We start from the raw sequence: 7506 nt of genomic DNA, 5'->3' as shown, positions 1-7506 counted from the left end.
GGTACGGATCAGCCGTTTCAGATCCTCGGGTGGGCCATAGCTGGCGTCGGGTGCGTAGAGCAGGGCGCCGTCATAGCCCCAGTTGCGCTGGCCCGGGAAGTCCGCCAGCGGCATGAGCTCGATCGCCGTGACACCCAGCTCGAGTAGATGGTCGAGGCATTGCTCGATACCGGCGTAGTCACCGCTGGCACTGAAGGCGCCGACGTGCAGCTCATAGATCACCGCCTGGTGCCAAGGTCGGCCGCGCCAGGACGATTCGGTTGTACCCCAGTCGAAGCCCTGTGGATCGATGATCTGGCTAGGGCCATGGACGTCGTCGGGCTGGAAACGCGAGGCCGGGTCGGGAACCGACAAGCCGCCGTCGATCCGGAAGCGATAGCGATCACCGACCTTTGCCTCGGCGAGCTCGAGCCGGTGCCAGCCGTCGTCACAGCGGTGCATCCCAAGCGGCACCTCAGGGCCTCCTGCGCTTGTGCTCCAGAGCAGCTCGACCTGCCGCGCGGCTGGCCCCCAGAGGCGAAAGCTGGTACCGCCATCGGCCTTGATCTCAGTGCTAAAGGGCATCTGATGTTGATAGTTGACGGACATGGCTGGTGCCTGTCGGTAGGTTGCTGTCGTTCCACCCGGGTCTCGAATAGGACTGATTCGAGTCCAGGCCTTGGAGTCTCGGTTCGAGCGGCGGCTCAGGCGCTTGCATCAGGGCAGCTTTAACGATCGTCGGTATCCGAGTGGTCATCAATGATCGATGGTAAGCCGTAGCTGCTGCCCTAAGCGACTGCCCTGAGTTGCTGCCCTGAGTTGCTGCCCTGAGTTGCTGCCCTGAGTTGCTGCACTGAGTTGCTGCACTGAGTTGCTGCACTGAGTTGCTGGCTGGGGTTGCTGCACCGAGTTGCTGTGCGGGGTTGCTGTGCGGGGTTGCTGCGCGGGGTTGCTGCGCGGGGTTGCTGCGCGGGGTTGCTGTGCGGGGTTGCTGTGCGGGGTTGCTGTGCGGGGTTGCTGTGCGGGGTTGCTGCCCTGGGCTACTGCAGGATGTCCTCTCGCGGCTCAATCTCATCGGAACGATCTCGGTCTGCCTAGGTCGGATTCCGTTTGCCAAGTCCCCGCGCTCGCCGTGATGCTTACGCCATCGATCTCGCCCACTGCTTCTACCATTGCCTCTGCACACCAGGGCGGCTGTGCTGATTTTCAAGCGGGTGCCTGGCTCGCAGGGCGGTTGCCGGAGAGACTGCTTGAGCGCATCTGGCCGGTTGCGGCTCGCGCGCCCTGGGCTGAGGGCCAGCTGGTCCTTTATTGGATGCACCATGCGGTACGTGGTCATGACAATCTGGCATTGGATGTGGCGTTGAGTTGTGCTGATGAGCTTGGCCTGCCGCTGCTCGTGTATCAAGGGCTCGCTGGTGCGCATCGATTCAATGCTGATCGGCATCACGCCTTCATCCTCGAAGGCGCCCGGGATGCGCATGCGGAGCTGGCGGGGCGCGGTATCCGTGCGGTCTTTCATCTGCCAAGCGACCCGAGGGCACCGTCACCATTACGCGAGCTGGTGAGTCGAGCTGCACTGGTCGTCACCGAGGATTTTCCAGCACCACCGTTTCCTGCTTGGACGAGGCGCCTAGCGAGCCGCACTCAGGCGCCGGTCTGGGCGGTGGATAGCTGCTGCATTCTGCCCATGCGACGACAGCCCAAGGCGTTCGCGCGAGCCTTCCAGTTTGGGCGCCACAACCAGCAGGCCTATGCCGAGCGCGTGCCATGGGTCTGGCCCGAGATCGAGCGATTGCCAGCGGTCTTCGAGGGCGTGCTGCCGTTCGCTCCAGTCAATCTCGACCGCGCTGATCTGAGCAGCCTCATCGCCGCGTGCGAGATCGACCATAGCCTGCCGGCGATCGCCCATACGCCAGGTGGCTCCGAGGCGGGCTATCGGCGCTGGGAGCAGTTCCGTCGTGAAGGACTGGCGAGTTACCACCAACGACGCAATGACGCGGCCGAGTGCTGGCCGCTAGGCGTAAGCCGGCTCTCGCCCTACCTGCATCACGGACAGGTGTCGCCCTTCCGGATCGCGCGTGAGGCCTGGGAGAGTGGCGGCGCGGGTGCTGAGAAGTTTCTTGACGAGCTCCTGATCTGGCGCGAGCTGGCGCACAATCTCTGTGTCTTCAGCCCAAATCCGGAGTCACTCAGCGTGCTACCCGATTGGGCGCGGCAGACCCTGGCCGAGCACGCCGATGATCCGCGCGAGCGGCTGATCGACCTCGAGACCCTGTCACGCGCACAGAGCGGCGATCGGCTTTGGGATCTAGCGCAGACATCCCTGCTGGTGCAAGGCGAGCTACACAACAATCTGCGAATGACCTGGGCCAAGGCCATCCCGCACTGGCGAGGCTCGCCCGAACGGGCGTTGGAGGCCCTGATCGATCTCAACCATCGGTATGCACTCGATGGTTGCGACCCGAGCTCTTATGGTGGCCTGCTTTGGACCTTGGGGCTCTTCGATCGGCCCTTCGAGCCCGAGCGGCCGGTGACCGGGCGTCTGCGTGAGCGGTCGACGGCAGCGCATGCAAGGCGCCTCGACCTCGATGCCTACCGCCAGCGGGTGACAGCGCCGGCCAATGGGCGCAGGCTGCGCATCGCCGTCATCGGTGCCGGTCTCTCCGGGCTCGCGGCAGCGCGAGCGCTGGCCGATCAGCGGCATCAGGTCAGCCTGTTCGAGAAGTCACGGGGCTGCGGTGGCCGGGCGGCGACACGGCGCGCAGTGCGTCCGGATGGACAGACGCTCGGCTTTGATCATGGTGCCCAATACTTCACCGCCCGCGATCCCCGTTTCCAACGTCGCCTGCATGCTTGGGCCGAGCGTGGCTTGGTTGCGCCCTGGGATGCTCGTATAGGGGCCTTCGATGGGGTCGAGATCGCTCCAGCCGGACAGGATGCGACGCGCTGGGTTGGCGTGCCGAGGATGAACGCGCTTGGTCGGGCGTTGGCCGAGGGCCTGGAACTGCGACTGGAGACGAGGGTCTTGCCGCCGCGCTGGTGCCGCGGCCGTTGGCAGCTCGGTGATGAAGCGGGTCAGGATCTCGGTCGCTTCGATCGGGTGGTCGTGAGTGCTCCGGCGCCGCAGAGCGCGGAGCTGCTCATGGATGCCCCCGAGCTGGCGGCGCAGGCGGCTTGTGTCGAGTACACAGCTTGTTGGACCCTGATGCTCGAGTTTGATGCGCCTGTGCCACTTGCCTTCGATGGCATCTTCGTGAATCAGGGGCCACTGCGCTGGGTCGCGCGGGATTGTAGCAAGCCGGGTCGGTTGGCCCCGGCTGAAGACGGCGAAAGCTGGGTGTTGCATGCGCAGCCAGGCTGGACGAGGAAGCATCTCAATGACAACCGCGAGCAGGTCGAGGCGGCCATGATCGACGCCTTCGCATTGCTGGCCCCTGCTCCGCTGCCGACTGTCAGCTGGCGTCAGTCGCATAGCTGGTTGTACTCGTTGGTCGAGTCGCCGCTAGAGAGCGGTTGCCTCTGGGACCCGAGTCTTGGCATTGGCGCCTGTGGCGACTGGTGCAACGGCGCCCGCATCGAAGGTGCCTGGCTCAGTGGTGAGGCCCTGGCCGGCCGCATCTTGGCCACCAAGCCCTGATATCGACCAACCCCCGATGCTTCCAGACGCTTCCAGGTTGTTCCCTAATCGCCCTCCCGGGGTCGTCCCCCGTTCGAGCCAGTTCACCGTGATTCGGGAGAGACCTCGAACATGACCTCGTTTCGACGCAGCGGACCTGGCGTGAATGGATCATTGTAGTACGCATAGATTGGGTCGCCGCTTGGCTCGAGGTCACGCGAGCGCATCCAGTCCACGAGCCGCTGTTGCTGCTGAGCGATGGCCTGGTCGTTGGTCCTGCCGCTGAAGCGCACTGCGGCAACCCGTCGCGCGGGAATCTTGTCGAGCCGAACCTGCTCATTGCCCGGCGTCGGCAGATCCTTGAGCTCATATTCAGACGGCATAACGAACTGGACCGTCCAGTTGCCGTTGTCCGCGGGGGTCTGAGTGACCGGTGCGGTCATCGCGATCTTCTCATCAGGCGCAACGGCGCGCTGCTGCACCGGCGCGGTCATCGCAATGCGCTCGCCGCCGCGCTGCTTGGCGAAGATGTACCTTGCCAGCGGGCCGAAACCCTCGCTCAGACTCTGCTGACGGCTGCCGCTGCCGCTGACCTCGGCGACCACGAGCGGCGGGTAGTCGCGCAACCCGAAGTCGCCGTCCTTGAAGACAACCTGGTAGTCCGGTGTTTCAACGTTCTGGATCACATAGACATAGACCAGCATCGCGATGATGCCAAGCAGGATTGCAATACCGATCAGGATGGCGACGATCTTCATGGCAAGCGTCCTGTTGGTGGCGGAGTGGATCTGGTGCTAGGCGGATGCAGAGCGATCGGCCTCCTTGTGACTCGGGATCAGCCAGCCGCCGACGAGCAGCAGTACCAGTCCCGCGAGCGAGATCCAGTACCAGCCCTTCAGGCCCATTGGTCCGTAGTGATAGACCGAACCGGCGCTTAGCATGACGCCATCGCCAAAGGGAACGATCCAGCTAACGCCGTAACGCACATGGTCCGGTGGCGCCTGGATGAGCTCGGCGAAGGCCTCGGCCTCGGGCGCTCCACCGGACTCGTCGATATCGACGCGCCAGAGGCCATCGTCACTGCCGATCCAGAGCCGCTCTGCTCGCTTCGACTTCGCCGACTCAAGGTAGAGCGAGAGCATGCGGCTCTTTTCCAGCCCCACCTTCAGGCGCTGCCAGGGCTGCATCGGAGCCTCCTGCCAGAACAACCCTTGATCCGTGCCCGCGATCAGTCTTCCGCCATCGGTGATGACGAAGCTGAAGACGTTGACGGTCTCGGGCAGTCCATCGCGGTTCGGCTGCCAACTGAGCAGGTCCTCAGTCTTGGCACTGTAGACGCCATCGCTGATGGTCCCAAGATGAACCCATCGTTGGTTGTTGATGGTCTGCGTCTCAAGCCGGTAGACACTGATGCCCTCCAGCGTGCGGAGCCATTGGCCATCGCCCTGCACATAGAGACCATCGCCGGTCCCGACCAGCAGTCGCTGTCCGGCGAGGATCTCATCGCGCACTCGCACGCGAAGCTCGGGGAGCCCCGAGGGGGCATTGAAGAGTCCGCCGCCGGTGCCGATCGGCCCTTTCGAGGCGTCGCCGGCGAGATCCGCAGAGAGTGCAGTGACTGGATGGCCGCCGAGGTCGACATTGACGCGCGTCCAGAGGTCGTTGGCGTAGCGCCAGAGCTCGCCGTCCTGGGTGCCGGCTAGGATCGAGCCATCCTCCGCGCGTGCGAGATCAGTGATATGGCTACTATCGGCCGGTGCGTTGCGCACCAGCCGCTCGCCGCCCGGGATCAGCGGCCCGGCGATCAGTAGAACGAGTCCCAGCGCGGCGATCCCGATGGCGACATGGCGACTGGCTTTCATCATGAGTCCTCGTGTCCAGTTTTTTTAGCGTGAGAGACCAGCGCATCGCGTCCTGATCGACCTGAGCCTCAGGGCACGGACTGGCTGATCACAACAAGTAACGATCGGTGGGCCGTCAAGCAAGTGGGAAACCGGGGTCGTTGCCTCTGCTATCATCGCCGCCCTTGGCTTGTTGAACCGACTCGAGAGCAGCCTGATGACCGTTCGTACCCGATTTGCCCCTTCTCCGACCGGCTACCTGCATGTGGGCGGGGCCCGCACTGCGCTGTTCAGCTATCTGTTCGCGCGCCGGCATGGTGGCCAATTCGTGCTCAGGATCGAAGATACCGACCTTGAGCGCTCAACGGCGGAGTCGGTCAACGCGATCATGGAGGGCATGACCTGGCTTGGCCTCGACTACGACGAGGGGCCATTCTTCCAGACTGAGCGCTTCGAGCGCTATCAGAATGTCATCGACGAGCTGCTCGACAAGGGTCTGGCCTATCGCTGCGATTGCCCGAAGGAGCGCCTCGAGCGCCTTCGGGATACCCAGATGGCCGCCAAGGTCAAGCCGCGCTACGATGGCCATTGCCGTGGCCGACAGATCGATCCAGCGCAGCCGCATGTGGTGCGGTTCAAGAATCCGGTCGATGGTGCTGTCATCGTCGATGATCTGATCCGCGGCCGGGTCCCCTTTGCCAACAACGAGCTCGATGATTTGATCATCCGCCGCAGCGATGGTTCGCCGACCTATAACCTGACCGTGGTGGTCGACGATGCCGAGATGCAGATCAGCCATGTGATCCGTGGCGACGATCATCTGAATAATACCCCGCGCCAGATCAACATCCTTAAGGCGCTGGGTCACGAGCCGCCCAAGTATGCGCATGTGCCGATGATCCTGGGCTCAGACGGCAAGCGGTTGTCCAAGCGCCACGGCGCTGTTAGTGTCGTGGCTTATCGGGATGCGGGATATCTGCCCGAGGCGCTGCTGAATTATCTGATCCGCCTCGGCTGGTCGCACGGCGACCAGGAGGTCTTCTCGCTCGACGAGATGATCTCGCTATTCGATATCGCGGATGTCAACACCGCGGCCTCGGCGTTCAACGTCGAGAAGCTCGACTGGCTCAACCAGCACTACATCCAGCATGCTGATCCAAAGCGCATCGCCCGGCTACTGAGTCCGCACATGGGCGAGCTTGGGATCGATCCATCCGTTGGCCCCGATCTGATCGCGGTGGTTGAGGCTCAAGCGGCGCGGGCTAAGACCCTCACCGAGCTCGCCAGTATCAGCGCCTTCTGTTATCAGGAGTTCGATGACTACGACGAGACGGCCGCAAAGAAACATTTGCGGCCAGTCGCGCGGCCGGCACTCGAGCGGCTGCGCGCAGAGCTGGATATGCTGGCGCTCGAGGACTGGGAGCCAGAGACGCTGCACCGCGTGGTCGAGCGGGTCTCCGAGGAGCTTGAGCTGAACATGGGGAAGGTTGCGCAGCCGCTGCGCGTGGCGATCGTCGGTCGGGCGGCGTCGCCTGGGATCGATGTCACCCTGCAACTGGTTGGTAAGCCAGCCACATTGCGTCGCATCGATCGGGCGCTTGCCTTCATCGACGCGCGTGCCGCGAAAGGCTGAGGTCGCGTCGCCAGGAGCCCCGCCTGGCTAATAGCCCGGCTGTTAGCCAGCCTAATAGCCGGGCGATGTGCCCGGCGGCGCGACGCAGAAGGCGAGCGAAAAGACCAGCAAGGCGGTATGAGCTTCGACAGAAATCGCCTTGGACGAGCCTTTCCGCAATCGCCCTGGTGCTTCGGTCCGATTCGATCGCGGTCTTAGCTCAGGCACCCCACTGCCTGACGTTGCCGGTATCGAGATGGACGAAGTTGGAGCGTGAGTAATAACCGACGCCTCCTCTGGCCAGCCTGAGCGCTGCATCACGGATGCTGCGTGTTGGCATATCGCTGAGGCGGATGTCGATGGCCTTGCCGGTCATGTGCAGGCTGCGCTTGGCCACCCCGCTTGAGGTGCGTCGCAGCATGGCGTTGGTCTTTGGAGACCGGTATGCACTGACG

The 7506-nt window shown here is 63.7% G+C and carries 6 protein-coding genes; 2 read left to right on the top strand and 4 right to left on the bottom strand.

Features of this window, described 5'->3' with window-relative positions:
• Nucleotides 1–588: alpha-amylase family glycosyl hydrolase (locus ACY693_RS11405; RefSeq protein ID WP_462321947.1), on the bottom strand; the 588-nt coding region annotated here is incomplete at its 3' end.
• A gap of 625 nt (nucleotides 589–1213) precedes the next feature.
• On the opposite strand from ACY693_RS11405, the gene ACY693_RS11400 reads away from it, so the two are divergent.
• Nucleotides 1214–3619 carry an NAD(P)-binding protein gene (locus tag ACY693_RS11400; RefSeq protein WP_462321946.1) on the top strand — a complete coding sequence of 802 codons (2406 nt, stop codon included), beginning with the start codon at nucleotides 1214–1216 and terminating at the stop codon, nucleotides 3617–3619.
• 83 nt (nucleotides 3620–3702) lie between these two features.
• On the opposite strand, the gene ACY693_RS11395 is transcribed toward ACY693_RS11400, so the two are convergent.
• Complete coding sequence (locus ACY693_RS11395) at nucleotides 3703–4356, bottom strand: SOUL family heme-binding protein (protein WP_462321945.1); 654 nt, start codon at nucleotides 4354–4356, stop codon at nucleotides 3703–3705.
• A gap of 36 nt (nucleotides 4357–4392) precedes the next feature.
• A complete protein-coding gene (locus tag ACY693_RS11390) occupies nucleotides 4393–5460 on the bottom strand; it encodes an ABC transporter substrate-binding protein (RefSeq protein WP_462321944.1) in 1068 nt (355 codons plus the stop codon).
• 196 nt (nucleotides 5461–5656) lie between these two features.
• Here ACY693_RS11390 and gltX point away from each other — a divergent pair, with 196 nt between their 5' ends.
• Nucleotides 5657–7072 carry a glutamate--tRNA ligase gene (gene gltX / locus ACY693_RS11385; protein ID WP_462321943.1) on the top strand — a complete coding sequence of 472 codons (1416 nt, stop codon included), beginning with the start codon at nucleotides 5657–5659 and terminating at the stop codon, nucleotides 7070–7072.
• A 199-nt stretch (nucleotides 7073–7271) separates the two neighbouring features.
• Here the strand turns inward: gltX and ACY693_RS11380 are convergent.
• Nucleotides 7272–7506: YcbK family protein (locus ACY693_RS11380; RefSeq protein WP_462321942.1), on the bottom strand; the 235-nt coding region annotated here is incomplete at its 5' end.

Source organism: Halochromatium sp. (assembly GCF_054919635.1).
Note: the sequence above shows the minus strand (reverse complement) of the source record. Positions and strands in the feature narration are given on the sequence as shown.